Annotated in this window: 21 protein-coding genes; 15 read left to right on the forward strand and 6 right to left on the reverse strand. The window is 74.5% G+C overall.

Annotated features, from left to right (window positions below; all coding sequences use genetic code 11):
- Nucleotides 1-7 precede the first annotated feature (7 nt).
- The 3 genes from LPA42_RS11610 to LPA42_RS11620 all read left to right on the forward strand — a co-directional run bounded on the left by LPA42_RS11610 (nt 8) and on the right by LPA42_RS11620 (nt 3,714).
- Nucleotides 8-994 carry an ABC transporter permease gene (locus LPA42_RS11610; protein ID WP_077938406.1) on the forward strand — a complete coding sequence of 329 codons (987 nt, stop codon included), beginning with the start codon at nt 8-10 and terminating at the stop codon, nt 992-994.
- Between the two features lie 37 nt (nt 995-1,031).
- The gene (locus tag LPA42_RS11615) at nt 1,032-2,774 is read left to right on the forward strand and encodes an ABC transporter substrate-binding protein (RefSeq protein WP_077938407.1); all 1,743 of its coding nucleotides are present in this window, start codon (nt 1,032-1,034) and stop codon (nt 2,772-2,774) included.
- A gap of 169 nt (nt 2,775-2,943) precedes the next feature.
- Nucleotides 2,944-3,714: a hypothetical protein gene (locus tag LPA42_RS11620; RefSeq protein ID WP_144082694.1), complete on the forward strand. Its 771-nt coding sequence runs from the start codon at nt 2,944-2,946 to the stop codon at nt 3,712-3,714.
- Nucleotides 3,715-3,774: 60 nt separating this feature from the next.
- Here LPA42_RS11620 and LPA42_RS11625 read toward each other — a convergent pair whose 3' ends face one another.
- A complete protein-coding gene (locus tag LPA42_RS11625) occupies nt 3,775-5,919 on the reverse strand; it encodes a prolyl oligopeptidase family serine peptidase (RefSeq protein ID WP_077938410.1) in 2,145 nt (714 codons plus the stop codon).
- 86 nt (nt 5,920-6,005) lie between these two features.
- On the opposite strand from LPA42_RS11625, the gene mshB reads away from it, so the two are divergent.
- The 3 genes from mshB (at nt 6,006) to LPA42_RS11640 (ending at nt 7,939) form a co-directional block, all read left to right on the forward strand.
- Nucleotides 6,006-6,935: an N-acetyl-1-D-myo-inositol-2-amino-2-deoxy-alpha-D-glucopyranoside deacetylase gene (gene mshB / locus LPA42_RS11630; protein ID WP_096761672.1), complete on the forward strand. Its 930-nt coding sequence runs from the start codon at nt 6,006-6,008 to the stop codon at nt 6,933-6,935.
- Between the two features lie 17 nt (nt 6,936-6,952).
- Nucleotides 6,953-7,393 (forward strand): hypothetical protein, encoded by a 441-nt coding sequence (locus LPA42_RS11635; protein ID WP_043966549.1) that lies wholly within the window; start codon nt 6,953-6,955, stop codon nt 7,391-7,393.
- Nucleotides 7,394-7,474: 81 nt separating this feature from the next.
- A complete protein-coding gene (locus LPA42_RS11640; protein ID WP_077938412.1) occupies nt 7,475-7,939 on the forward strand; it encodes a hypothetical protein in 465 nt (154 codons plus the stop codon).
- Nucleotides 7,940-7,957: 18 nt separating this feature from the next.
- Here the strand turns inward: LPA42_RS11640 and LPA42_RS11645 are convergent, their stop codons facing one another.
- On the reverse strand, nt 7,958-9,010 hold the full coding sequence (locus LPA42_RS11645) for a GNAT family N-acetyltransferase (RefSeq protein WP_077938413.1): 1,053 nt from the start codon (nt 9,008-9,010) through the stop codon (nt 7,958-7,960).
- 78 nt (nt 9,011-9,088) lie between these two features.
- Here LPA42_RS11645 and fdxA point away from each other — a divergent pair, with 78 nt between their 5' ends.
- Genes fdxA through LPA42_RS11670 form a run of 5 tightly spaced genes read left to right on the forward strand, consistent with a single transcriptional unit; the run spans nt 9,089 to nt 12,943 of the window.
- The gene (fdxA, locus tag LPA42_RS11650) at nt 9,089-9,415 is read left to right on the forward strand and encodes a ferredoxin (RefSeq protein ID WP_007072862.1); all 327 of its coding nucleotides are present in this window, start codon (nt 9,089-9,091) and stop codon (nt 9,413-9,415) included.
- Nucleotides 9,412-10,527, forward strand: a complete 1,116-nt coding sequence (gene dapC / locus LPA42_RS11655) for a succinyldiaminopimelate transaminase (RefSeq protein WP_077938414.1) — start codon at nt 9,412-9,414, stop codon at nt 10,525-10,527. The genes fdxA and dapC overlap by 4 nt, the downstream gene beginning before the upstream one ends.
- A 9-nt stretch (nt 10,528-10,536) precedes the next feature.
- A complete protein-coding gene (locus LPA42_RS11660) occupies nt 10,537-11,586 on the forward strand; it encodes a prephenate dehydrogenase/arogenate dehydrogenase family protein (protein ID WP_228986544.1) in 1,050 nt (349 codons plus the stop codon).
- 59 nt (nt 11,587-11,645) lie between these two features.
- Entirely contained in the window at nt 11,646-12,296 is a 651-nt protein-coding gene (locus LPA42_RS11665) for an SIMPL domain-containing protein (RefSeq protein WP_077938416.1), read from the forward strand.
- A complete protein-coding gene (locus LPA42_RS11670; protein WP_077938417.1) occupies nt 12,296-12,943 on the forward strand; it encodes a nucleoside/nucleotide kinase family protein in 648 nt (215 codons plus the stop codon). The genes LPA42_RS11665 and LPA42_RS11670 overlap by 1 nt, the downstream gene beginning before the upstream one ends.
- 92 nt (nt 12,944-13,035) lie before the next feature.
- On the opposite strand, the gene LPA42_RS11675 is transcribed toward LPA42_RS11670, so the two are convergent.
- Entirely contained in the window at nt 13,036-15,666 is a 2,631-nt protein-coding gene (locus tag LPA42_RS11675) for a hypothetical protein (RefSeq protein ID WP_228986545.1), read from the reverse strand.
- 117 nt (nt 15,667-15,783) lie between these two features.
- On the reverse strand, nt 15,784-16,341 hold the full coding sequence (locus LPA42_RS11680) for a sugar O-acetyltransferase (RefSeq protein ID WP_077936740.1): 558 nt from the start codon (nt 16,339-16,341) through the stop codon (nt 15,784-15,786).
- A 190-nt stretch (nt 16,342-16,531) separates the two neighbouring features.
- Here LPA42_RS11680 and LPA42_RS11685 point away from each other — a divergent pair, with 190 nt between their 5' ends.
- Nucleotides 16,532-19,864 (forward strand): S8 family serine peptidase, encoded by a 3,333-nt coding sequence (locus tag LPA42_RS11685; RefSeq protein ID WP_096761605.1) that lies wholly within the window; start codon nt 16,532-16,534, stop codon nt 19,862-19,864.
- A gap of 103 nt (nt 19,865-19,967) precedes the next feature.
- Here LPA42_RS11685 and dapD read toward each other — a convergent pair whose 3' ends face one another.
- Nucleotides 19,968-20,927, reverse strand: coding sequence for a 2,3,4,5-tetrahydropyridine-2,6-dicarboxylate N-succinyltransferase (gene dapD / locus LPA42_RS11690; protein ID WP_077936742.1), 960 nt, complete (start codon nt 20,925-20,927; stop codon nt 19,968-19,970).
- Between the two features lie 24 nt (nt 20,928-20,951).
- On the opposite strand from dapD, the gene dapE reads away from it, so the two are divergent.
- Complete coding sequence (dapE, locus tag LPA42_RS11695) at nt 20,952-22,025, forward strand: succinyl-diaminopimelate desuccinylase (protein ID WP_077936743.1); 1,074 nt, start codon at nt 20,952-20,954, stop codon at nt 22,023-22,025.
- Between the two features lie 139 nt (nt 22,026-22,164).
- On the opposite strand, the gene LPA42_RS11700 is transcribed toward dapE, so the two are convergent.
- Entirely contained in the window at nt 22,165-22,332 is a 168-nt protein-coding gene (locus tag LPA42_RS11700; protein WP_176734749.1) for a hypothetical protein, read from the reverse strand.
- Nucleotides 22,333-22,493: 161 nt separating this feature from the next.
- Here LPA42_RS11700 and LPA42_RS11705 point away from each other — a divergent pair, with 161 nt between their 5' ends.
- A complete protein-coding gene (locus tag LPA42_RS11705) occupies nt 22,494-23,378 on the forward strand; it encodes a TIGR00730 family Rossman fold protein (protein ID WP_077936744.1) in 885 nt (294 codons plus the stop codon).
- Nucleotides 23,379-23,382: 4 nt separating this feature from the next.
- Nucleotides 23,383-23,928 carry a TIGR00730 family Rossman fold protein gene (locus LPA42_RS11710; RefSeq protein WP_077936745.1) on the forward strand — a complete coding sequence of 182 codons (546 nt, stop codon included), beginning with the start codon at nt 23,383-23,385 and terminating at the stop codon, nt 23,926-23,928.
- Nucleotides 23,929-23,958: the final 30 nt, after the last annotated feature.

Consider the following 23,958-nt stretch of genomic DNA (forward strand, 5'->3'; position numbering starts at 1 on the left):
CTGCACGATGGCGCGGTTCCTGGTCAAGCGGCTGCTCTCGGCGACGCTCACCCTGTTCGCGGTGAGCGTGCTCAGCTTCCTGATGTTCTTCGCCCTGCCCCGCGACCCGGTCAGCGGCATGTGCCCCAAGAACTGCAACCCGGAGCGCCTGGAGCGGGTCCGCCAGGAGTTGGGCCTGCGCGACCCGCTGGTCAGCCAGTACGCCGGCTACATGAAGGGCATCGTCACCGGGCGGGACCTCGGCAGCGCCCAGGGCGGCCGGTGCGACGCGCCCTGCCTGGGCTGGTCGTACGTCACCAACGAGGCCGTCAGCGACACCATCGCCCGGGTGCTGCCGGTGACCCTGAGCATCGTGATCCCGGCGGCGGTGCTGTGGCTGCTGCTCGGCGTCGGCCTCGGCATGGTCTCGGCGCTGCGCCGGGGCACCTGGCTGGACCGGCTGGCCATCGGCTTCTCGCTGACCGGCGCGTCGTTGCAGCTCTACTTCGTCGGGGCGGTGCTGCTGCTGGTCTTCGTCTACCACCTGCGGCTGCTGCCGGTGCCGAGCTACACGCCGCTGCTCGACAACCCGCTCAAGTGGGCCAGCGGCCTCGTGCTGGCGTGGGTCTCGCTGGCGTTCCTCTTCTCCGCCATCTACGCGCGGCTGTCGCGGGCGCAGATGCTGGAGACGCTGTCGGAGGACTTCGTCCGCACGGCCCGCGCCAAGGGCCTGACCAAACCAAGGGTGTACGGGCGGCACGCGCTGCGCGCGGCCATCACCCCGGTGGTGACCATCGCGGGGCTGGACGTGGGCGGGGCGCTGGGCGGCACCGTCATCACGGAGACCACGTTCGGCATCCAGGGGCTGGGGCGTACGGCCGTCGACGCCGTCCGCGCCGGTGACCTGCCCACCATCATGGCGACCGTGCTCATCGCCGCGGTGTTCGTGGTGCTGGCCAACGTCGTGGTGGACCTGCTCTACGCGGCGATCGACCCTCGGGTGCGGCTGCGCTGATCGTTTCGACCGGATTTATCGACAGAGGAGGTAGGAGATGCGACCACGCGCAGCGGCCGGCGTCGGCGGCGCCATCGCACTGGTGGTGGCGCTGGGGGCGTGCTCGGAGAACACGGGCGAGGGCACCAGGGTCGACACCGGCCGGCAGCAGACCGGCGTCATCGCCACCGACCCGAAGGACTCGCAGGGCCCGGCGGCCGAGGTGAGCGGGGCGCGCAAGGGCGGCACGTTCACCATCATCCGGGAGACCCCGATCTCCCACCTGGACCCGCAGCGGACGTACTCGTTCGCGGGCCTGATGGCCAACCCGCTCTTCGCCCGCTACCTGACGACCTGGAAGGACGACGGCAAGGGCGGGCTCGTGCTCGTCGGCGACCTGGCCGAGACCCCGGGCACCAACGTCAACAACGACTGCAAGGTCTGGCAGTTCACGATCAAGCAGGGCGTGAAGTTCGAGGACGGTAGCCCGATCACGTCGAAGGAGATCGCGTACGGCATCGCCCGCTCCTTCGACCCGGACCTCGCCGGCGGCCCCACCTACCTGCAGGAGTGGCTGGCCGACACCCCGCAGTTCGACACGAGGTGGGACTTCAAGAAGAACAAGGGCGCGCTCCCGCCCGGCCTGACCACCCCGGACGAGCGGACCCTGCGCTTCGAGTTCGCCAAGCCCCGCTGCGACCTGCCGTTCGCCGTGTCGCTGCCGACCACCGCGCCGCTGCGGCCCGACAAGGACACCGGGGTCAACCTGGACCAGCGGCCGTTCTCGTCCGGGCCGTACAAGATCGCCAACAACCAGGTCGGCGTGCAGCTCACCCTCGACCGCAACCCGAACTGGGACCCGGCCACCGACCCGGTGCGCCACCAGTACCCGGACCAGTTCGTGTGGAGCTTCGGCCCGACCGCCGACGCCGCCAACAACCGGGTGATCGCCGACAACGGCCCCGACCAGAGCGCGCTCGCCTTCAACTCGGTGCCGCCCTCGCTGGTCGCCCGGGTGGCCCAGGACGCGGCGCTGAAGTCGCGCACCATCCTCTCGCCGACGCCGAGCGCCAACCAGCTCGTCATCAACAACCAGCGGGTGACCGACCTGAAGGTCCGCCAGGCGCTGAACTACGCCATCGACCGGGAGGGCCTGGTCAAGGCGCTCGGCGGGCAGACCGTCGCCCAGCCGCTGACCACCCTGATGCCGCCGGCCACGATCGGCTTCCAGGCGTACGAGGCGTACCCGGCCGGGGCGAACGGCGACGTCGACAAGGCCAAGGAGCTGCTCGGCGGGCAGACGCCGGAGCTGGTCCTCGGCGTGGCCGACAACACCGACGAGCAGGTGCAGGCGACCCAGCTCAAGGGCAACCTGGAGCGGGCCGGCTTCAAGATCACCGTGCGGAACATCCCGGACGACGCCAAGCTCGACGAGGTCAAGAAGAAGAACAACCCCTGGGACCTGTACATCGGCAACTGGGCGGCGGACTGGCCCAGCGGCGCGTCGATCCTGCCGGTGCTCTACGACGGTCGCACCATCAAGGCCGAGGGCAACAGCAACCAGTCGTACTTCAACGACCCGGCGATCAACGCCGAGTTCGACCGGATCCTCGCCCTGGAGCCCGCCAAGCAGGGCCCGGAGTGGGCCAAGCTCGACCAGCGGATCATGAAGGAGCACGCGCCGGTGGTGCCGCTCTACGTCGACGTGGCGTACAACGTGCACGGCTCCAAGGCCGGCGGGGTCTTCATCTCCAGCGTCTTCGGCTACCCGTCCTTCGTCAACGCGTACGTGAAGGGCTAACCCCCACCCCCCGCTGCCCCACCCGCCCCGCCCCGCCTTGGTGATCAAGAGGTTTGCGTCATCGTCGAGATCAAACTTGACGCTTTCCTCTTGATCGCTGAGGGCGGGGCGGGGCGCGGCTGGTGGGTGGGGTAGGGGATCATGTCGCCTTCGACTCAGAGAAGTCCTGGTGTTCAGCATGATGGTGCGTGGCTCAGTCGCGGTGGTGGCCGTCTGCTTGGCGACCGCGTGCGGTCCTTCGACGGCTCACCCAACGGATCGGTCAGCGGGCGAGACGATCCCCGCCACGGCGCGGGCAACAGGCTCCGCCCCAGCCACGAAGCCCGCCTCCCCGGCCGTGCCGGCGACCGGCGGACCCGGCTACTCCGCGACCCTGTCCGCGCGCCTGCTGACCACGGACTCGCTGCCGCCCGGGTTCACCGTGCAGATCGCGACGGTCATGGCGCGGGATGCAGGGAATGCGGGGGATCGGCGCGCAGACAGCGGCTGCTCGGACCACATGATCCCGCTGCTGTCGGCATCGCGGCTGACGGGGACTCCGTCTGCGATGGCAGCAGCCACCCTGAGCCGTGACGGAAATCCCGACAACTCCTGGCTCTGGGTGGGAACCGAGATCATCCGGACGTACGCCGACGACGGGGCACGACGGGCGATGACCGACCTGCGTACCTTCGTCGGCCGTTGCCCCACCGTCGCGTCTGGTCCGGGCGGCGGCAGCTACCGCTTCGCACTGGCACCAGGGCCAGGGCTGGGCGATGACAGCCTGCGGGTCAGCAGCTCGACATCCGGTGCCGACACGCTGACCTTCGACAGCATTCTCGTCCGGACCGGCACCGCTCTGATCGTCGTGAAAGAGCAGGGCAACAACCCTGGCGACGACAAGCTCCTGGCCCAGGTCGCCGAGGCCGCGCTCCGCAGATACCAGGCGACCGGGTCCTGACCACGGCGTCGTTAACAAGGGGCCCCTGCTATACAGAAAGCGTTAACAAGGTGCCCTTCCTTACCCCAGGTGGGTGCGGAGGAAGTCGAGTTCCAGGCGGAGCAGGCGTTCCGACAGGCCGCCGGCCGCCAGGTGGGTGGCCCCGGGTAGCGGCAGCACCGAGTGCGGGCGGCCCGCCGCCAGCAGCGCCGCCGACAGCCGCAGCGTGTGCGCGGCCACCACGTTGTCGTCGACCAGGCCGTGCACCAGCAGCAGCGGCCGGGCCGGCTCACCCGACACCGGCGGCTCGGCCGCCAGCTCCAGCAGCGAGTGGTGCGCGTACACGTCCATGCCGTCCTCCGGCAGGCCCAGGTAGCGCTCGCTGTACGCCGTGTCGTACAGCGTCCAGTCGGTGACCGGGGCGCCGGCGATCCCGCAGCGGAACAGCTCCGGGTGGCGCAGCACCGCCAGCCCGGCCAGCCAACCCCCGAACGACCAGCCCCGGATGCCGACCCGCTCCAGGTCCAGGTCGGGATGCTTGTCGGCGAGCGCGGTCAGCGCGTCGACCTGGTCGGTCAGCACCACGTCGGCGAGCCGGCGGTGCACCGCCTTCTCGAACGACGGGGCCACCCCCGGGGTGCCCCGGTTGTCGACCGTCACCACCGCGAAGCCCGAGTCGGCCCACCACTGCCGCTCCAGCCAGGCCGCCCGCGCGGCCACCACCTCCTGGTGCCCCGGCCCGCCGTAGACGTCCAGCAGCACCGGCAGCCGGGTGCCCTTGACGTGCTGGGTGGGGTAGACCACCGCGCTGGGCAGCCGCCGGTCGGTCACCCGCACCATCGTCGGCCGGGGCGCGTACGGCGGGGCGGCGGCCAGCGAGCGGAGCTGGGCGACCTCCCGGTCGCCGCGCCACACCGCCCAGGTGGTGCCCGGCTGGTCCAGCGACGCGGTGCCGACCACCAGCGTGTCCCCGCCCACGGCGGCCGTGTGCCAGCCGGGGGTGCCGCTCATCCGGCGGGCGTCCACCCCGCCGCCGATCAGGGTGCGCACCCGGTAGAGGTGCCGCTGGCTGGGCTCGCCCTCGCTCGCCTCCACCAGCAGGTCGGCCGGGCCGTTGCCGGCGGGCAGCCGGCCCACCACCTGGCGCACGTACAGCGACGGCGGGGTGAGCAGGGTGCCGTCGGCGAACAGGCAGCGGGCGTCGTACCCGTCGTGGGCCAGCTCGCCGCCGACCAGCACCCGCCCGTCGGGCAGGTGGGCCGGGGTGCCGGGGATCGGCTCGACCCAGCGCGGGTCGGCCAGCTCGGCGTGCACCTGCGTCTCGCCGGTGCGCGGGTCGACGGCGAGCACCAGGCCGTGCTGCTGCGACCGGCGCAGCACCGTGAGCAGCGGGTTGCCGTCGGCCCAGTCGACCGAGGCGAGGTACGGGTAGGTCTCCCGGTCCCAGTGCACGTCGACCCAGCCGTCGTCGAGGTCGAGCAGGTGGAGACTCACCTCCGCGTTGGGCCCGCCCGCCTGCGGGTACGCCACGGTCGTCGGCGGGCTGGCCGGGTCGGCCGGGTCGTGCAGGTGCCAGCGGGGCAGGCGGGACTCGTCTACGCGGGCGGCCAGCACGCCGCGCCCGTCGGGCGCCCACCAGTAGCCCCGGAACCGGTGGAACTCCTCGGCGGCGACGTGCTCGGGAAGCCCCCAGGTGACCCCGCCGTCCTCGCCGGCCAGCAGGCTGTCGGTGCCGTCGGGGGCCACCACCCGCAGCTCGCCCCGGCGGACCCCGTCGGCGGCGTCGGTGACGTACGCCAGCCGCTCGCCGGTGGGGTCGGGGCGCGGGTCGAGCGCCGGGCCGACGGTGGCCACCTCGACCACGTCGCCGTGCACCAGGTCGGCCCGGAACAGCCGCCCGGCCAGCGCGAACACCGCGATCCGGCCGGCCGCGTCCAGCGCGTACGAGCCGATGCCGGCGGCGCTGAGCCGCCGCCGCTCGCGCAGCGCCCGCTCGCCGGGGGTGAGCGCGGCCGGGTCGCCGCCCGCGCCGAGCAGGGCCGTCGGGTCGGCGACCAGCCGTTCCTCGCCGGTGGCCGTGTCGAGCAGCCAGAGCGCGTCGGCGGGATCCTCCGGGCCGGCCGAGCGCAGGAAGATCACCCGGGAGCCGTCGCCGGCCACGGTGACGGCGCGCGGCGCCCCGTGGCCGAACCGGCGGGTACGAGCGGCCAGCTCCGGAAAGTCCACACGTCGGATCGTAGAGCCGCCCCGGGGGTGATGTGGCGGACCTGGCGGGACGCGTCGGGGCCGGCGCGGGCGAACCGCCGGTTAGAGTGACCGTCGTGACGACGCTGCCCGACCGCCGCCTCCTGCTGGTCCACGCGCACCCCGACGACGAGTCCATCGGCACCGGTTCGACGATGGCCCACTACGCCGCCGCCGGTGCCCACGTCACGCTGGTGACCTGCACGCTCGGCGAGGAGGGCGAGATCCACGTGCCGGAGCTGGCGCAGCTCGCCGCCGCCGAGGCCGACCAGCTCGGCGGGTTCCGCATCGGGGAGCTGACCGCCGCCTGCGCCGCGCTCGGCGTCACCGACCACCGGTTCCTCGGCGGCGCGGGCCGCTACCGCGACTCCGGGATGATGGGGATGGCCACCAACGAGCACCCCCGGGCGTTCTGGCAGGCCGACCTCGACACGGCCGCCGGGTTCGTCGTGGAGGTCATGCGGGAGGTACGCCCGCAGGTCATGATCACGTACGACCCGAACGGCTTCTACGGCCACCCCGACCACATCCAGGCGCACCGGGTGGCGATGCGGGCGCACGAGCTGGCCGCCACCGAGGGGTTCGCGCCGGCCAAGGTCTACTGGACGGCCATGCCGCGCAGCGTGCTGGAGGCCGGCCTGAGCCACTTCACCGAGGCGGCGGACAACCCGTTCGAGGGCATCGGCAGCATCGACGACCTGCCCTTCGGCACCCCGGACGAGCAGATCGCCGCCCGGATCGACGCCACCGACCAGCACGCCGCGAAGGAGGCGGCGATGCGGGCGCACGCCACCCAGATCCCGGCCAACTCCTGGCTCTACTCGATCGCCGGCAACTTCGGGGCCGAGTTCATGGGCGTGGAGTACTTCACGCTGGCGGTGGGGGAGAAGGGGCCGGGCAGCGGCCCGTACGGCTGGGAGGACGACCTGTTCGCGGGGCTCGACCTCGACGGGGACGGCGCGGGGCGGACCCCGGTCGCGGCGGCCGGCGTCCGGTGACCCTGCCCGCCGCGCCGATGTCGGTCCTCCCGCCGCAGGCCCCCGTCCCGTCCCCGCCGGGGCGGTCGTGGCGGCTGCTCGACCTCGCCCTGCGGGTCGCCGGTGGCGTGGTGGCCGTGGTGGGCGCGGTGGCGACGGGCCTGCTGGAGCTGATCCTGTCCACCGTCCGGGTCTCCGGGACGCTGGTCGGCGCGTCGGTGCCGGTGGTGGTCCTCGCCAACGTGGCGTTGAGCTGGTTCGCCCACGCGGCGGTGGGCCGCCGCTGGGCGGTGGTGCTGCCCGCCACGCCGTGGTTCGTGCTGATGGGCGCGGCGGCGATCCGGACCAGCGAGGGCGACCTGCTGCTGGCCGGGGACAACTGGGTGGGGCTGGCGATGATCGTGGCGGGCGCGATGACGTTCGCGGTGATGGGGTTCCGGCAGGTGCTCGCACCGCCACCGGCCCGTCGCGACGGGTGATGACGACGCACAGGTTGCGGTGGTAGATATTCCTGCCAGGAGGCCCGCCGTCGGGGCGGGCGGTGCGGCGGGAGGCGTGCGATGAGGGATCGGTGGCGGGCGGTCGGGCTGCTCGCGGTGGCGTTGTTCGCGGTCAACGTGGTCGCCCGGGTGGTCATCCGGCTCGGTTTCGACGGCGACGACACCGCCGCCGACCGGGTGTCGCTGGCGATGTTCCTGGTGATCGGGCTGATCCTCGCCGGGCTGGCGTTCCGCTGGGGGCAGGACCGCCCGCTGGGCCGCTGGGCGGCCGACGTGGCCGCCGGCGTCGGGGTCGCGCTGTTGCTGACCGTCCTGGTCGGGCCGCTGCTGGTCGGGCAGAACCCGTTCGGCGGTGGGGCGGGCACCTTCTTCGCCCAGATCTGGCTCTATCTCGCGGCGACCGCCGCCGGTGTCCTCGTCGGCTACCTGACGGTCACCGCGCTCGGCCGCGACCACCGCTCCCGGATGCTCAAGCGCTACGCCGAGATCAAGACCGCCAAGCCGCGCCGCCCCGTGCGCCGCTGACCGTCTGCCCGTCGAGGGTCAGGGCGCGACGCGGGTGAGGTAGGTGTGGTGCGTGGTGAAGCCCAGGCGTCGGTAGAGGGTCACCGCCGGGGTGTTGCGCTGCTCCACCTGGAGGAACGCGCCGGAGGCGCCCAGGGCGGCGCCCCAGTCGGCCAGGGCGCGGACGACGTGGGTGGCCAGGCCCTGGCGGCGGGCGTGCGGCAGCGCCTCGATCAGGCTCAGCCCGAGCCAGCGGCCGTCGCCGGTGACCGTGCCCCGGCCGACGGCGAGTAGCACGCCGTCGGCGTACACGTGGGCGAAGCGGACCTGGCCCACGGCGGTGAGCACGTGGCGGGCGGCGTCCGGGAGGCCGCCCTTGCGCCCGGCGGCGACGGCGAGCCAGTCGTCGGACGGCGCGGCGGCCAGCTCCACCGGCGGCAGGCCGGCGCGGCCCGGTGCGGCGGGCGGGGTGCCGGCCCCCGGCTCGACCTCGCCGTGCCGGCCCGGCGGCGCGTCGACCTGGTCCGGCGGCGTGTCGGGGCGGCCGGGCGGTGGGCCGGCGCGCAGCGGGGCGAGGGGCGCGGTCTGCACCAGCGTCAGCGGCCGGGAGGTCCAGCCCCGCGCGTCCAGCTCGGCGCCGACCGGGGCGGCGAGCGGCAGCGGCGTGTTGACCAGGGCGGGCTGCCCGAGGTCGGCATACCAGCGCTCGACGGCGTCCAGCGCGGCCGGCAGCGGCCGGTCCGGGTCGCCGACCGGCAGCGCCGAGTTCGCCCGGCCGGTCCAGCCCTCCGCGCTGCGCAGCAGCCAGTCGCCGAGCCGGCCCCGGGTGGGCGCCGGCCACGCCTCGTCGGAGGCCAGCTCCAGCGCCACGACGGCGGCGGCGGTCGGCCGCCGTGCCGGCGGCACCCGCTTGGCCCGGTGCACCTCGGCCACCGGCACCCGCAGCCGGCCCTGGTCGGTGGCCAGGGTGACGTGGGTCTCGGTCAGCTCGACCAGCTCGCCGAGGGCATCGGAGAAAAGCGGGCGACCCTCGCGAACCCCCACAATCCGGCGGACCACGATCCGGTGTCCCACATCCTGCTGTCGGAGCACGATCGACCCCCTCCCCGGCGAGATACTAGGCTCTAACCGTCGCGGTGATCGCGGCGTGTCTTGCGGAGGAGAAGACCGGTGACCTACATCATCGCCGAGCCCTGCGTGGATGTGCTCGACAAGGCATGCATCGAGGAATGCCCGGTCGACTGCATCTACGAGGGCAACCGGATGCTCTACATCCACCCCGACGAGTGCGTCGACTGCGGTGCCTGTGAGCCGGTCTGCCCGGTCGAGGCGATCTTCTACGAGGACGACGTCCCGGAGCAGTGGAAGGACTACACCGGGGCGAACTACGAGTTCTTCGAGGACCTGGGCTCGCCCGGTGGCGCCTCGAAGATCGGCAAGGTGGAGAAGGACGCGACGTTCGTCGCGGGCCAGCCGCCGCGCGGAGAGGGCCACTGAACCGGCCCGCGCCGGTCTCGTCGCGGCTGCCCGAGTTCACCTGGGACACCCTGGACGCCGCGGCCGCCCTGGCCGCGGCGCACCCGGACGGCCCGATCAACCTGTCGATGGGCACTCCGGTCGACCCGGTGCCCCCGGTGATCCGGCAGGCCCTGGCCGACGCGTCCGACGCACCCGGATACCCGCTGACCGCCGGCACCCCCGCCCTGCGGGACGCCGTCGCGACGTGGGTGGCCCGGTCCTGCGGCGCGGGCGTCGACGGCCTCGGCGTGCTGCCCACCATCGGCTCCAAGGAGCTGGTGGCGTGGCTGCCCACCCTGCTCGGCCTCGGGCCCGGTGACGTCGTCGTGGTGCCGTCGATCTGCTACCCGACGTACGAGGACGGGGCGCGGATCGCCGGGGCCACCACCGTGCGCACCGACTCGCTGACCGCGCTCGGCCCCGACCCCCGGGTCCGCCTGGTCTGGGTCAACTCGCCCGGCAACCCGACCGGCCGGGTGCTGCCCGCCAACCACCTGCGCAAGGTGGTCGACTGGGCGCGGGAGCGGGGGGCCGTCGTGGCCAGCGACGAGTGTTACCTGCCGCTGGGCTGGTCGGCCGCCGCCGAGCCGGTCTCGGTGCTCGCGCCCGAGGTCAGCGGCGGGTCGTACGACGGGCTGCTGGCGGTGCACTCGCTGTCCAAGCGCTCCAACCTGGCCGGCTACCGCGCGGGCTTCGTCGCCGGGGATCCCGCCCTGGTGGCGGAGCTGCTGAAGGTGCGCAAGCACGCCGGCATGATCGTGCCGGCCCCGGTGCAGGCGGCGATGATCGCCGCGCTGGGCGACCAGGAGCACGCCGACGCCCAGCGGGAGCGCTACCGGGCCCGGCGAGAGCGGCTGCTGGCCGCGTTCACCGGGGCCGGGTTCACCGTCGAGCACTCCGAGGCCGGGCTCTACCTGTGGCTGACCCGGGGCGAGGACTGCTGGGCGACCGTCGACTGGCTGGCCCGCCGGGGCATCCTGGTCGCGGCCGGCGTGTTCTACGGGCCGGGCGGCGCGCAGCACGTCCGGGCGGCGCTGACCGAGTCCGACGAGCACGTCGCGGCGGTCGCCGCCCGCCTCGCCCAGCCCTGACGGCGCGTGATGGTGGACAGTCTCCGGGCCGCGGTGGTGGGCACCGGGCTCATCGGCGGCTCGATCCTGCTCCGGCTGCGGGAGCGGGGCGTCGACGTCGCCGGCTGGGACCCGGACGCCGCCACCCGGGCGGAGGGCCGCGCGCGGGGGATCGACTTCCCCGACGCGCTCGCCGACGCCGTCCGCGACCGGGACGTGGTGTTCCTCTGCGGCCCGCTGTCCAGCCTGCCGGAGACCCTGCGCACCGTCGGCAGGCTGACCGGCACCGACTGCGTGCTCACCGACGTCGGCAGCACCAAGGGCGGGATCGCCGCGTACGCGGCGGGGCACGGGCTGACCGGCCGGTTCGTGCCGGGTCACCCGATGGCGGGGACGGAGCGCGCCGGGCTGACCGCCGCCAGCCCCGCCCTCTTCGACGGGGCGGCCTGGGTGCTCTGCCCCACGACGGCGGGCCTCGACCGGTTCCGGACGCTGGCCGCCCTGCTCGTGGACGTGTTCGGTGCGCGGATCGTACCGCTGGATCCGGACGCCCACGACGCGGCGGCGGCCCTCGCCTCGCACCTGCCGCACCTGCTGGCCGGCGCCCTGGCCGCGACGGTGGCGGAGGCCGACCTGCGCGACGCCGCGCTGGGGCTGGCAGCCGGCAGCTTCCGCGACGGCACCCGCGTCGTCGGCACCCCGGCCGCCCGCACGGTGGACATGCTGCTGAACAACCGCGACCAGGTGCTCGCCCAGCTCGACCGGGTGCGCGGTCTCCTCGACCGGTATGCAGCCGCGCTGCGCGGCGGCGACGCGGCGGCCCTGGTCGACCTCCAGCAGCGGGCGCGCGGGCTTCGGCTGGCGCTGCTCGACCGGGAACTGCCCGCCGCCGCCCCCCGCACCTTCCCGCGCACCCTCCCGCCCGACGACGCGGAGCCCGACGACGCGGCGCGTGGCGCGGCGGCCGACGGCGAGCTGGCGTACCTGCTGTCGCTCGGTGCGGCCGGCGGCTACCTGACCGGCTGCGCGGTCACGGACGCCACGGTCACCTACGCCGCCCACCTGCCCCGCGGGTGTTAAGAAGGGGCCCCTGCCCTACAGAATGCGTTAACAGGGTGCCCTTCCTTTAGGGTGAAAGCATGGTGGACGGACCGGTCGTGGCGGTGCGCGGCGAGGCGTACCGGGAGGTTCCGCCCGAGCTGGCGCGGTTCACGGTGACCGCGACGGCCCGGGACCGCAGCCGGGAGGCCGTGCTGAGCCGGCTCGCCGAGCGGGCCGCCGCCGTGCGGGTGCTGCTCGACGCCGCCGAGCCGGCCGTGGACCGCCGGGAGACCGGCGACCTGCGGGTGTGGCCGCAGACGCGCCGCTCCGGCGAGCGGGTGGTGGCCTGGCACGGCAGCGTCGGCACCACCGTCACCGTCACCGACTTCACCGCGCTGGGCGAGCTGATGCTGCGGCTGGCCGACCAGGACCAGGTCGAGATCGCCGGCCCGTGGTGGTCGCTGCGGCCCGACAGCCCCGCCCACCGCGACGCCCGGCACGCCGCGATCGCCGACGCGCTGGCCCGCGCCCGGGAGTACGCGGATGCGCTCGGCGCCCGGGTGACCGCCCTGCTGGAGTTGGCCGACACCGGGGCGGCCCCGCAGCCGATGTTCGCCCGCGCCGCGTTCGCCGGTGGCGGCGGCGGGGAGTCCGGCGGCCCGCCAGAGCTGGACCTGGACCCGCAGCCGCAGTCCGTGCACGCGGCGGTGGAGGCCCGGTTCACGATCTCCGAGCCGGTGCTGGGCTGATGCCGACCGCCGACGTGCTGGCCGCCGAGGAGCTGGTGGCGCGGGCCCGCGCCCTGGCCGACGCCGGCCCCCGCCAGCTGCTGGGCATCGCGGGCGCGCCCGGGGCGGGCAAGTCGACGCTGGCCGAGCGGGTCGTCGCCGAGCTGGGCGGGGTGGCCCGGCTGGTGCCGATGGACGGGTTCCACCTGGCCCAGGCGGAGCTGCGCCGGCTCGGCCGGGACGCGCGCAAGGGCGCGGTGGACACGTTCGACGTGGTCGGGTACGTGTCGCTGCTGCGCCGGCTGCACCGGCTGGAGCCGACCTCGGTGTGGGCGCCGGAGTTCCGCCGGGACCTGGAGGAGCCGGTCGCCGGGGCGATCGAGGTGCCGCCGGAGGTCCGGCTGGTGGTGACCGAGGGCAACTACCTGCTGCTGCCGGACTACCCGTGGGACGAGGTGCGGTCGCTGCTGCACGAGGCGTGGTTCCTGGACCTGGACGCCGACGTGCGGCACCGCCGGCTGACCGCCCGGCACGAGGCGTACGGGCGGTCGCCGGAGCAGGCGCGGGCCTGGGCGCTGGGCAGCGACGAGACCAACGCGGCCCTGGTGGCCGGCACCGCCGGCCGGGCCGACCTGGTGGTCCGGCTGGCCGACCCGCCGCCGGCCTGACCGGGGCGGCGGCACCGACCGCGCCCCGGCGGGCGGTCCGGCCGACGCCGCGCCAGCCGTCGCCCCGGGTGAACGGAACCTGCCCGGGCAGGTCAGCCGACGCCCTGCCGGGGCGAGGGGACGCCGCGCCGCAGCAGCCAGGTCACCCGGGCCCGCTCGCGGCGGAACTCGGCGGCGTCCGGGTAGGCGCTGTGGTTGCGGATCGGCGGGTCGGCGACCTCCCCGCCGGTGGGGTGCAGCGCGTCCGGGTCGTGGACAGGCAGGTTCCGTTCGCCGGCCGTGACCGGCCAGCCCAGCGGGTCGGTGTCCCGCCAGAAGTTGGTCCAGCCGGGCCGCCCGGACGGCCCGCGCAGCGCGTCGGCCAGCGCCGGCAGCCGGTCCGGCCCGAAGTACGCGGGAAAGATCCGCCCGTACAGCCGGGTCAGCTGGCAGCCGTAGGAGAAGAACCAGATCCGCCGTCGCCACCGGACGGGCAGTTGGAGGAGCACCGCCGCGCAGATCACCGCGCCCTGGCTGTGCCCGGAGAGGATGATCCCGTCGACCCGGCGGGGGTCGTGCTCGCCGAGCGCGAGCAGGCCGGCGGTGCGGGTCTGGAGTTCCGGCACGGCCCGTTCGGCGTAGCTGGGCGGGGCGAGGGGGTGCGCGGCCCGGGGCCAGAAGGTGCCGATGTCCCAGAGCACGCCGACCGAGCGGCGCACGGTGTCGTTGCGGTAGACCATGAGCCCCACGGCGGCGATGGCCACCGGCAGCCAGCCGAGCAGGGTGTCGCCGGCGTCGGCCACGGCCTTGACCACCGTCGGCCAGCCGGTCACGGCGGTCACGTCCGGCGGGACGTGGGAGAGGGCGGCGGCGGAGCCGAGGGTGGCCAGGGCGGCGCCGACCGCCGCGTACCAGCCGATGAGGCGCAGGGCGTGCTCGCCCACCAGCCGGTGCAGCGCCCGGTACGCGCTCACGTCGCGGCAGCGCCGCCGGTCGTGCGCGGAGAGGGTGTTGTCGGCGGGCACCAGCGCGACGTACTCCTGCCGGCGGAGCCGGTGGAACAGCAGGCCGGCGCGAAGCGCGACGCCGGCCAGGGCGAGCACGGCGACGGCGAAGGCGAGGCCGGCCCACATCACCGGCAGCGGCGGGACGACCCCGGTCCGGCCGCCCGCCGGGTTGCCGTCGGTGAGCCGGTCGGTGACCCAGTAGAGCACCCCGGAGCAGTACGCGATGCCGAGCAGCCAGCCGAACCCGGCGATCACGGCCGGCCCGCGCCCGCCCCAGGCAAGGTCGGCGTGCGGCTGCCCGGGTCGGGGCGGCGCGGCGGGGCCGGTGCGGGGCAGCAGCAGGCCGCCGCCGGCCAGCGCGATCGCGGGGACGGTGAGCATCCAGTCGTCCAGCCGTTGCGGGGCCGGCGGGGTGGCGGGCAGCCAGCCGGCGATCCAGGCGACGCCGAGCGGCAGGAGCAGCGCCGCGGCGATCGGCGCGGCGAGCGCCCGCCGGCCGGACCGGGCCACCGCGCCGATGGCGGCGAGCAGGAGCACCTGCCCGGTGCCGTACCAGGCGATGATCCAGTCGTAGCCGGGCAGCGAGCGGTCGACGAGGCAGCCGGCCTGCGCCGGGTCGCGGATGCACCCGGCGGGTGGGCGCAGTTGCGCCAGCGGGGTGCCGGCCGGGCCGTCGGGCAGCAGCAGGAGCAGCACCGTGCCGGTCACCCCGGCGCAGGTCAGCACGATGACCGCCGCGCTCCACGGGCCGAGGGGGGTGTCCCCGGCGCGGCGGCTCAGCCAGGGGCGGCCCAGGGCCACCACGGCGATCAGCACCACCGCGCCGAGCAGCGCCACGGTGGGCCAGGCGACGGCGGCCCGTACGCCCAGCGGCGGGTCCATGGCGAGCACCGCGCCGAGCGGCACGGCCACCGCGACCACCGCGCCGACGCAGAGGTGCAGCACCCCGGCGCGGCGCAGCTGCCCCTCCCCGCACCAGAAGGTGGGGTCCTGCAACGGGTTGGCGCTGGCGGCCTGCTCCTGTGGGGGGCCGTCGTCGGGAGGCGTCGCGCCGGCGGGGTCGCGGGGCGGGGCCGGGTCGTGGGAGGGTTCGGCGGCCGGGCGGGCGGCCGGCGCGGCGGGCATCTCCGCCTCGTACTGGTAGGTGCGCCAGGCGAGCAGGCCGAGCAGCGCCAGCAGGCCGAGGGGGATCACGAGGCCGACGACGAGGGAGTGCGCGCCCTGCCGCCACCAGCCGTGGGCGAGGAACTCCCACACGCCCGGGACGCGGCGCAGGCACTCCTCGTCGACGCACTGCCAGGCGACGAGGTCCACGCCGATGCCGGTGGCGGCGAGGACGAGCGTCCCGGTGAGGCTGAGGCAGAACAGCCGGACGAGCCAGGCGGTGATCCCGGACCGGCTGCCCCAGCGTTCCTCGTCCGGGTCGGGCGGGATGCCGGGCCGGGCGTGCAGCGCCACGTTGGCCAGGGTGAAGGGCAGCAGCAGCGTCCAGAGGGCCCGCTCGACGTCCCGCGCGGTCCGCGCGCCGGAGGTCAACTGCCCCCAGCTGTACGCCTCGACGACCACCGAGTCGTCCGGCCCGACGTCGGTGGAGCGGTAGAAGCCGGTGACCTCGTCGCCGGCGACGAGCCAGGGGCGGGGGCCGTCGTCGCCGGGTTGTGGGTCCAGGCCGAGCACCTGGTCCGGGGGAGTGTTGGACACCCCGTGTACGCGTAGTTCGAGCACCCGACCGGCCATCGGTACCTCCTAGTGATGGCTCCACTACCCAGAGTGCACCTCCCGGGCTCGCTTCTGCCACCCCTGGGGCGAGATGTTTTCGCAGGTAAGCGCCGTGTTGGCCGGATCTTCGGTCGCTCAGCCGATGGGGCGTACCACCCGGGCGGGGTTGCCCACGGCGACGACGTTCGCCGGCAGGTCGCGGTTCACCACGGCCCCGGCGCCGACGACCGTGTTGTCGCCGATGGTGACCCCGGCGAGCACGATCACCCCGCCGCCGAGCCAGACGTTGTCGCCGAGGGTGATCGGCTGTGCCGCCTCCCACTTCTGCCGCCGGGGCTCCGGGTCGACGGGGTGGGTGGCCGTCAGGAGCTGCACGTTCGGTCCGATCTGGACGTCCGCGCCGATGGTGATCGGGGCGACGTCGAGGAAGACCCCGTTGAAGTTGACGAACCCGCGCGGCCCGAGGTGGATGTTCCAGCCGTAGTCGCAGTGGAACGGCGGGCGGACCGAGGTGCCCTCGCCGACCGAGCCGAGCAGTTCGCGCAGCGCGGCCAGCCGGGCCTCGGGGTCGGTGGCGGAGGTGCGGTTGAACGCCTCGTTGCGGCGCGCGGCGAGGTCCAGGTCGGCCAGGAGTTCGGGCCCCTCGGCGCGGTAGAGCTCGCCGGCCAGCATGCGGTCCTTCATGGAGGTCATCGGACGATGATGCCCCGCCGGGTCTCGACTCTGTGCGAAGTTCGTCACGTTTATGTCTTCACCTATGCATACCGAGTATGCAATTCTTCTCCTGTCAATGCGACCCCGTCATTGATGACGCCTCATGAGGAGGATCGAGTTGCATCGAAAGGGAAGAAAACCGGCCAGCCTGGCGCTGGCCCTGGGCCTGGTGCTCGCCGCGCCCCTGACCGGCCCGGCCGCCGCCGCCCCGGCCACGGCCCCCGCAGCCGGGTCACCGGCGACGCCCGCCGCGACCGGCGGCACCGGTCCGGCGGGGCCCGTCACCGGCCGACCGGCCACCGTCACCCTGGTCACCGGCGACCGGGTGACCGTCACCGGCTCCGGCACGGTGAGCATCCGCCCCGGGGCGGGGCGCGACAAGCTGCGCTTCCTGGTCCGGCGCGACCGGGGCCACGTCACCGTGCAGCCACAGGACGCCCTGCCCCTGCTGCGCTCCGGCCGGGTGGACCCCCGGCTGTTCGACGTGACCGAGCTGATCGCCGCCGGCTACGACGACGCCCGCCGCGACAGCCTGCCGCTGCTGGTGTCGTACCGACCGGGTGACGCCCGCCGGGCCGTCGCCGGCATCGCCGGCACCCGGGTGACCCGCGACCTGCCGGCCATCCGGGGCGCGGCCGTGACGGCCGAGAAGGCCCGGGCCGGCGCGGTCTGGGGCGCGGTGACCACCGGCCGGGCGGCGGCCCGTGTCGACACGGCGGGGGGTGTCGACCGGCTCTGGCTGGACGGCAGGCGCCGGGTCACCCTCGACCACAGCGTGCCGCAGATCGGCGCCCCCACCGCGTGGGCGGCCGGTCTCACCGGCAGGGGCGTCACCGTCGCCGTGCTGGACACCGGCGTCGACGCCGAGCACCCCGACCTCGCCGGCCGGCTCGCCGAGTCGCGCAACTTCAGCGAGGTCGCCGAGCCGGGCGACACGATCGGCCACGGCACCCACGTCGCCTCCACCATCGCCGGCAGCGGCGCGGCCTCCGGCGGGAAGTACCGGGGCGTCGCGCCGGACGCCACGCTGGTCTCCGGCAAGGTGTGCGAGGACAACGGCTGCTCCGACTCGGCGATCCTCGCCGGCATGCAGTGGGCCGCCGTCGACAAGCGGGCCACCGTGGTCAACATGAGCCTCAGCGGCTGGGACACCCCGGAGGTCGACCCGCTGGAAGAGGCGGTGCAGACCCTCACCGCGCAGACCGGCACCCTGTTCGTCCTCGCCGCCGGCAACTACGGCACGGACGCCTCCGTCGGCTCCCCGGCCAGCGCGGACGCCGCCCTCGCCGTCGGCGCGGTCGACCGGGACGACGAGCTGGCCGACTTCTCCAGCCGCGGCCCCCGCACCGGCGACGACGCCCTCAAGCCGGACATCACCGCCCCCGGCGTGGACATCGTCGCGGCCCGCGCCGCCGGCACCACGCTCGGCGAGCCGGTCGGCGACCAGTACGTGGCGGCCTCCGGCACGTCCATGGCCACCCCGCACGTCGCCGGCTCGGTGGCGCTGCTCGCCCAGCGGCACCCCGACTGGAAGGCCGGCGCGCTGAAGGCCACCCTGATGGCCGCCGCGAAGCCGCACCCCGAGCAGACCGCATACCAGCAGGGCGCGGGCCGGGTCGACGTGGCCCGCGCCATCGGGCAGCAGGTCACCAGCGACCCGGCGAGCGTGTCGTTCGGCCGGGCGCAGTGGCCGCACGGCGACGACCCGGTGCTCGACCGCACGGTCACCTGGCACAACTCCGGGACCGCCCCGGTCACCCTCGACCTCACGATCGAGGCCACCGGGCCGGACGGCAAGCCGACCCCCGCCGGTCTGTTCCGCCTCGGCGCGTCCCGCGTCACCGTGCCGGCCGGCGGCACGGCCGGGGTGCAGGTCAGCGCCGACACCCGGGTCGACGCCCCGGACGGCTACCACACCGGCCGGGTCGTCGCCCGCTCCGGCGACACCGTGGCGGTCACCCCGATCGCCGTGCACCGCGAGGTGGAGAGCTACGACGTCACCGTCAGCCACCTCGGGGTCGACGGCAAGCCCACCACCGACTACGGCACCAGCCTGATGAACCTGGACGGCTTCACCTTCCCCATCGACATCTACGGCGGCGTCTCGACGACGACCGTGCGCGTGCCGAAGGGCCGCTACGGGCTGGCCAGCTACCTGTTCGCCACCGACGAGGCGGGGGAGCCCACCGGGGCCACCCTGCTCGCCCGGCCCGAACTCGTCGTCGACGGGCCGGTCAAGCTCACCCTCGACGCCCGCGCCGGCAAGCCGGTGCTGGCCACGGTGCCGCAGCGCGGTGCGACGGCGGAACTGGTCGACGTGAGCGCGATCTTCTACGGGGCCGACGACAGCATCTACTCGTTCAGCCTGTGGAGCTCCGGCTTCGACGGGCTGACCAGCGCGCAGCTCGGCCCGGCGAGCACGCCGGACCGCTTCGTCGCCACCATCGGCAGCCAGTGGGTCGACGCGGACGCCGAGAGCAGCCCGTACCTCTACGCGCTGCTGGAGGCGTTCCCGGGTCGGCTGCCGACCGGCTTCGTCAAGCACTACCGCGCCAAGGACCTCGCCACCGTCGTGCACACCTTCCGGGACGCGTACCCGGGGATGGAGGCGGAACGGATCGTCTACGGCGAGCCGGAGTACAACACCGGCGCGTCGGCGCTGGTCGTGTCCACGGCGGTGCCCGGCAAGCGGGTCGAGCACTACAGCACCAACGCCGTGAGCTGGAGCACCGAGCTGGACTTCGGCACCCCGACCGAGGACGGCTGGCTGGACGTGAAGGCGCTGCTGATGTCGCCGCTGACGAAGTACCGCGCCGGCAGCACCGGGCACGAGACGTGGGGCGCGGCCCCGTTCGCGCCGTCGTTCCCGGCGCGGCGCTGGGGGACCGAGGGGATCACCCGCCAGGGCGACCTCATCGTGGTCGACCTGGCCGTGCACAGCGACGCGGCCGGGCACGTCGGCGGGTCCCTCAACGAGACCCAGTGGACCCGGCTCTACCGCAACGGGAAGCTGGTCGGCGAGAGCGGATATCCCGGCTACGGCGAGTTCGAGGTGCCGCCGGGCGCGGCGAACTACCGGGTGGAGACCCTGGCCACGCGCGACATCGCCGACCTGAGCACCGAGGTGACCGCCGCGTGGACGTTCCGTTCGAAGCACGTCGCCGGTGACGAGTTCGTGCCGCAGCCGGCGGCGGCGGTGCGCTTCGCCCCGGCGCTGGCCGCCGACAACAGCGCCCCGGCCGGCCGCACCTTCACCGTGCCGGTGCGGGTCGAACCGCAGGAGGGCGCGCCGACGGCGAAGGTGGCCTCGCTGACCGTCGACGCCTCCTACGACGGCGGCAAGACCTGGCGCAAGGCGGAACTGCGCCGCCAGGGCGCCGGCTGGGTGGCGACGCTGCACCACCCGGCGGGCACCGGCTACGCGTCGCTGCGCGCCACCGCGAAGGACACCGCCGGCAACACGGTGACCACGCGGATCATCCAGGCGTACCGGCTGAAGTGAGCCGGCGTCCGGGCCCGGCGGTCCTATCCCGCCGGGCCCGGACGTGCGTCCCTACCGTCGCCCGTCGGCGCGCAGGCCGCCGTCGCCCGCCCCGCGCGGGGCGTCAGTCGTTGGCGTGCAGGGCGGCGTTCAGCTCGATGCCCCGGCCCGTGCGCGGGCGGGCCTCCAGCGCGCCGGTGACCGAGTTGCGCCAGAACAGCAACCCGTCCACCCCGGACAGCTCGCGGGCCTTGACCACCCGGCCGTCCGGCAGCGTGATCTTCGAGGCCGCCGTGATGTAGCAGCCGGCCTCCACCACGCAGTCGTCGCCGAGCGAGATGCCGACGCCGGCGTTCGCGCCGACCAGGCTCCGCTCGCCGATGCGCACCCGGTCGGTGCCGCCGCCGGAGAGGGTGCCCATGATCGACGCGCCGCCGCCGATGTCGGAGCCGTCGCCGACCACCACGCCCTGCACGATCCGCCCCTCGACCATCGAGGTGCCCAGCGTGCCGGCGTTGAAGTTGACGAAGCCCTCGTGCATGACCGTGGTGCCGGCGGCCAGGTGCGCGCCGAGCCGCACCCGGTCCGCGTCGGCGATCCGCACCCCGGAGGGCACCACGTAGTCGGTCATCCGGGGGAACTTGTCCACCCCGTGGACGGCCAGGTGGCGGCCGGCGGCCCGCTCGATCACCCGCAGCTCGTCCACCCGCTCCGGCGGGCACGGCCCGGCCGACGTCCAGGCCACGTTCGCCAGCTTGCCGAAGATGCCGTCGAGGTTCAGCTCGTTGGGCCGCACCAGGCGGTGGGACAGCAGGTGCAACCTGAGGTACGCGTCGGCGGCGTCCTTGATCGGGTCGTCCAGCGAGCCGATCACGGTGACCACCTGGACCGTACGCAGCCCCGGCAGCGCCCGCTCGCCGACCGCCCCCGGCGGCAGGTCCAGCACGTCCGCCTCGTCCTCGCCCGGGACCAGCGGCAGCTCGCCGAGCCCCAGCTTGCCCGTCGGATACCAGGTGTCGAGCACCTGCTCGTCAGCGGTGATCGTGGCCAGGCCGATGCCCCACGCAGGCTGTGCAGTCGTCACGCCTGTGACGGTACCGTGCGAACCATGGAGAACCCGCTGACCCCCGAGGTCCTCGCCGATCCGGTGGCGTTGACCCGTGCACTGGTCGACATAGAGTCCGTCTCCCTCCACGAGAAGGCCATCGCCGACTGCGTCGAGGAGGTGCTGCGCGGGGTGCCGCACCTGACCACGTTCCGGCACGGCAACACCGTGATGGCACGCACCGACCTGGGGCGGGCCTCCCGGGTCGTGCTCGCCGGGCACCTGGACACCGTGCCGCTGAACAACAACTTCCCGTCGACCATGCGCGGCGACCTCATGTACGGCTGCGGCACCTCCGACATGAAGTCCGGCGTCGCGTACGCGCTGCACCTGGCGGTCACCCTGCCCGACCCGCGCTACGACGTGACGTACTTCTTCTACGAGGCCGAGGAGATCGAGTCCAAGTACAACGGGCTCTTCCTCGTCGCCGAGGCGCACCCGGAGTGGCTCCAGGCGGACTTCGCCGTGCTGCTGGAGCCGACGTACGGCATCGTCGAGGCCGGCTGCCAGGGGACCATGCGGTCGGTGGTGACCACCACCGGCGTACGGGCCCACTCGGCGCGCTCCTGGCACGGGGTGAACGCCATCCACGGCGCGGGCGAGGTGCTGCGCCGCCTCTCGACGTACGAGGCGCGGCGCGTCACCATCGACGGCTGCGACTACCGCGAGGGCATGAACGCGGTGCGGATCAGCGGCGGCGTCGCCGGCAACGTGGTGCCCGACCGGTGCGAGATCGAGGTCAACTACCGGTTCGCGCCCGACCGGACGCCGGCCGAGGCCGAGGCGCACCTGCGCGAGGTCTTCGACGGCTTCGAGCTGCGGGTGACCGACGTGGCCGCCGGGGCGGCACCCGGGCTGGAGGCGGCCCCGGCGAAGGAGTTCCTGGCCGCCGTCGGCGCCGCGCCGATCGGCAAGCTCGGCTGGACGGACGTGGCCCGGTTCGCCGCGATGGGCATCCCCGCGCTCAACTTCGGCCCGGGCGACCCCAACCTGGCCCACCACCCCGACGAGCACGTCGAGATCGGCAAGATCCGCGACGGCGCGGCGACCCTGCACCGCTGGCTCGCCCCGGCCTGAGCGCCCCGGGGCCGGCGCGGCCTGAGCGCACGGGCGCCGGCCCGGCCCTGAGCGCACGGGAGCCGGCGCGGACGCGCCGGGGCGGCCCGCTGCACCGCGCTGCGGTGGGCGGACCGCCCCGGCGACGTGCGTCGGTCGGTCAGGCGGTCGGGGTCAGGGACGACTCGGGGCGGGTGTCGGTCGGGTCGCCGGTGAGGTCGGCGACGGGGGCTTCCATCTGCCGGGCGCGGCGGCGCTCGGCCACCACGTCCCGGATCCGCCGCTGCATCTGCCGACGGATCCGGATCATCTCGCTGTTGCTGATCACGCTGGCTCCTCCCCCGAAGGCGCGTGCCGGGGCATACCCGGTATATGAATGGTAAGACGTACGGGCGAGCGAATTAGTTGCCCTGGTCGCGGAAATTTCTCCGACCCGCCCCTGGTGCGGGCGCCGCACCCCGCTACCGCCCCTCCACTACGGTTGCTTCCATGAGTGACAGGGCTGCCAGGAGCGACAGCAGCGGGCGCGGTCCGGCCCGCGAGCCGGGGCGGGAGCGGCACCGGGGCGCGGTCACGCTGCGTCGCGGCGCGATCCCGACCAGCACCGCCGACCAGCGGCTGCTGGACTCGCGCGGCCGTGGCGACTGGAAGACGAAGGACGCCTGGCGGGCGCTGCGCATCCTGTCCGAGTTCGTGGAGGGTTTCGACACCCTGGCCGACCTGCCGCCCGCGGTCAGCGTCTTCGGCTCTGCCCGCAGCAAGCCGGACAGCCCCGAGTGTCGGCTGGCCGAGGAACTGGGCGCCGCCCTGGCCCGCGCGGGCTACGCCGTGATCACCGGCGGCGGGCCGGGCGTGATGGAGGCGGCCAACCGGGGCGCCAGCGAGGCCGGCGGGCTCTCCGTCGGGCTCGGCATCGAGCTGCCCTTCGAGCAGGGCCTCAACGACTGGGTCGACCTGGCCATCGACTTCCGCTACTTCTTCGCCCGCAAGACCATGTTCGTCAAGTACGCCCAGGCGTTCGTGGTGCTGCCCGGCGGGTTCGGCACCATGGACGAGCTGTTCGAGGCGTTGACGCTGGTGCAGACCGGCAAGGTCACCCGGTTCCCGGTGGTGCTGATGGGCACGGACTACTGGCGGGGCCTGCTCGACTGGCTGCGCGACACGATGGCCGCCGACGGCAAGATCGGGCCGGTCGACCTGGAGCTGATCTGCCTCACCGACGACGTGGACGCCGCCGTGCGGCACATCGTGGCCGCCGAGGCGGCCCTCTCCGCCGAGCAGGAGGCGATCCGCGAGGAGGCGGTCGCGCGCACCGAGGCCGACCAGCGGGCCGCTGCCGAGGGTGCCGCCGCCGACCAGGCCCGGGAGGGCTGAGCCGGTGGCCGCGATCTGCGTGTTCTGCGCGTCCTCCCGCACCCTCGACCAGCGCTGGCTGGACCTCGCCGCCGAGACCGGCCGGGAGATCGCCCGGCGCGGGCACACCCTGGTCAGCGGCGGCGGCTGTGTCGGGATGATGGGGGCGGTGGTGGACGGTGCCCGGTCGGCCGGCGGCCGCACGGTCGGGGTGATCCCGCAGTCCCTGGTCGACCTGGAGGTCGCCGACCTCGCCTCGGACGAGCTGCTGGTCACCGCCAGCATGGCCGACCGCAAGACGCTGATGATCGAGAAGTCGGACGCCTTCCTCACCCTGCCCGGCGGGCTGGGCACCCTGGACGAGCTGTTCGAGGTCTGGACGACCGCCACCCTCGCCCTGCACACCAAGCCGATGGTGCTGGTTGACGCGGACGGCTTCTACCGCCCCCTGCTCGACTGGCTCACCACTCTCACGGACCGCCACTTCCTCAAGCCGGCGGGCCAGGACCTCCTCCTGGTGGCCGACACCATCCCCGCCGCCCTGACCACCCTGGAATCCCACCTCCCCTGACCCGCCCCCTTGCCCCTTGCTCCGCCCCGC

This window comes from Micromonospora sp. DH13, assembly GCF_020873825.1.
Lineage (GTDB): Bacteria > Actinomycetota > Actinomycetes > Mycobacteriales > Micromonosporaceae > Micromonospora > Micromonospora haikouensis.